Genomic DNA, 2298 nt, shown 5'->3' on the forward strand with positions numbered 1-2298 from the left:
GGTATAGCATACCTTCTACTGTCATGCGCAAATTGCGCTTGTTATAAATCGCTTCTTGAAGCAGAATTTTCTCCAGCTTCGACCAGAACTCATCGTTGAGCATCAATCGGGGCATCGCAAACTCGTTTTATCGGTGGTGTGAGAACACCTCAATATTACGAGTTTGCTTCTATTTATGAAATACTTATCTCAAAACGTCAACAGACCCTAACTATTCGAAAAGTTAGCCGCTGCTTGTAAACATTCGCGAAATGACAGTCTTTCAACTTTGTTTCCTCTTAAAATTATGACATGCCCCAAATCATAGTCGCCATATTTTGGGAACTTATCACAGTTGGCTGGACAGCTTATTACACCTGTTAAATGTCCTAAAACGCCAACAACAAATATAATTTTATCGGGAACCGCACTAGTAATTAACGCTACAAATGAGCAGTCAAAAGTGTCGTTAATGCTTTGAAAGATGCTTTGCATATCTGCATCTGAAGCATCAACCAGCTTCGGCCAATACCAACCAGTAGAAGTTATATTGTCAAAAGCTGTTTCGTCATGACACTTACCCAGGTAATTCATTAAAGCACGCAAGTCTTCGACTTTCGCATTTTTAACAAATATATGTTTATATACATAATAGCCTGAAGCCAAAGCCACTTTTGCTGAGAACTTAAGTCTAAGGTTCTTTTCATGTCTAAGACTCAAAGTTAAGCCTTCTGCTTTTATATTCTCAGCGGTTAGAAATTTAAGTCTCTTATGGCTGTAGAGCTGCAACAAGTCATTGTTATCAAATTTGAAAACAATAGATTTATCAGATCTCGATGTGATTTTAGCTTTAGGTGGGTTTACTGTTTTACTTCTGTGTCCTGTGGTCCCATGTCTCTTTCTATTTGTAGCAAGAAACGGACATGCTTTTAACTTTTCGTCTATCTCTTTGTTAGCTCTGACATTAGCAAATTTTGAAACCTTAATGGTAAACCTGTCATGACCTCCTAAAGTGAGTGGGAAAATATGTTCGTCGTTTAAATCAACGTCTGCCACATCGGAATTTGAATATATGCAATAACCCATAAGTTTGTTTATTAATGCCTAGCCTGTGTTAATTCGTGGATCTGCCAGCGCGCAGCGGCGGCAGGGACATCAAATTGAAGGCACTGTTAGGTGCCGTCTGCACGAAAACGAGCATATTCATCAACTTCGTCAAGATATCCTTCCCACCAGTTAATAGCCAGTTCTGCAATGCGTCGTTCACTTTCGCCTTTAAATGGCCCTTGATCAATAATCGACGTCAGCTTCGTTCCCGTACCACGCGTATCCAGCCCATGAGAACGACTGACAATTATCGAAGTAACCATACTAACTTGCGCCCCACTAGAATCATACATCGCGAGATTTAGTGACCGATAGACGCTGTGCTCGTATGATTTTAGGAAACGGTTTCGTTCGGACTCTATAAAAGACCAAAAAATGAGGGGATTTGGCTTGGATGCTTGAAGCTCAGACCACTTTGTGTCAATGGCCAGAGCCATCTGGGGTGACCGAGTCGAGTCAACTTTCGCAAGCACATGACCGACAGCACGAAGAAGTCCCGTGACAGCAAACCAACTTACCCGAAACGACTCTCCTCCCAAGTCGTCTGTGTGATTTCGGATTGCGTATCTGGCATCTTGAAGCACTAAACGCGCGGCATTGGTCATATTCGCACCCAATGTGGAATTAAGGGGCCGCGCAATTTTGCGCGGCCCCGCTTGAGCGAAAGATTATATTCAGCGGAATACATAGTTTGCTGGAACCAAGCAGTAACCAACAATTTGTGGTTGTACATTGAGGTCATATACATATAACCCAAAGCCTTCTTGGCCGATATATGGCTTGTTAAGGCAAGCATATCGTACAGCTATTACAGCTCCTTGAGGAGAAGAATTGTCGCGAGCTTCACATGCGTACCTGAGAGACAAACTGCTCTCTCTTGCAAAAGATACTGATTGTAGGTTGCCGGAGATTCTGAAACCGTTATTAAGAATTGATACCAGATTTTTTTCCGCGGTTCCGTGAAAGAAAATGTGCCCATCATTCTCCATGTCATCTGGGAAAAGACGATACCCATTTTTCTCGGGAGTGCTTGGGAATGGGTATTCTTTAGACTCGTTTGTCAAAAAGGTGTCTACCATTGAATTTGTGGATGACACCCATTATTAAGAAGCGTAGCATAACTTATTGATGGGGGTGTGGCTCAAGGTGTCCGTTGTGGATAATTCCGACTAACTCGGCACTGAAATGCCGCCCCTGTCGTCCGCATCATCC

At 42.6% G+C, this 2298-nt stretch carries 3 protein-coding genes and 1 pseudogene; all 4 read right to left on the reverse strand.

Features of this window, described 5'->3' with window-relative positions:
- Positions 1-115 (reverse strand): annotated as a pseudogene (locus BLV54_RS15855) (IS5/IS1182 family transposase); the annotation flags it as partial.
- 92 nt (positions 116-207) lie between these two features.
- The gene (locus BLV54_RS15055) at positions 208-1035 is read right to left on the reverse strand and encodes a hypothetical protein (RefSeq protein WP_090572393.1); all 828 of its coding nucleotides are present in this window, start codon (positions 1033-1035) and stop codon (positions 208-210) included.
- Positions 1036-1151: 116 nt separating this feature from the next.
- Positions 1152-1349 carry a hypothetical protein gene (locus BLV54_RS15860; RefSeq protein ID WP_176969809.1) on the reverse strand — a complete coding sequence of 66 codons (198 nt, stop codon included), beginning with the start codon at positions 1347-1349 and terminating at the stop codon, positions 1152-1154.
- 411 nt (positions 1350-1760) lie between these two features.
- On the reverse strand, positions 1761-2165 hold the full coding sequence (locus BLV54_RS17425) for a PARP domain-containing protein (RefSeq protein WP_090572395.1): 405 nt from the start codon (positions 2163-2165) through the stop codon (positions 1761-1763).
- Positions 2166-2298: the final 133 nt, after the last annotated feature.

The sequence above is a fragment of the Nitrosomonas sp. Nm33 genome, assembly GCF_900107265.1.
In the GTDB taxonomy this organism is placed as follows: Bacteria; Pseudomonadota; Gammaproteobacteria; order Burkholderiales; family Nitrosomonadaceae; genus Nitrosomonas.

Excerpts from the sequence above, each read along its gene's own strand:
- BLV54_RS15860 (WP_176969809.1), bottom strand. The coding sequence starts at position 1,349 with ATGGTTACTTCGATAATTGTCAGTCGTTCTCATGGGCTGGATACGCGT.
- BLV54_RS17425 (WP_090572395.1), bottom strand. The coding sequence starts at position 2,165 with ATGGTAGACACCTTTTTGACAAACGAGTCTAAAGAATACCCATTCCCA.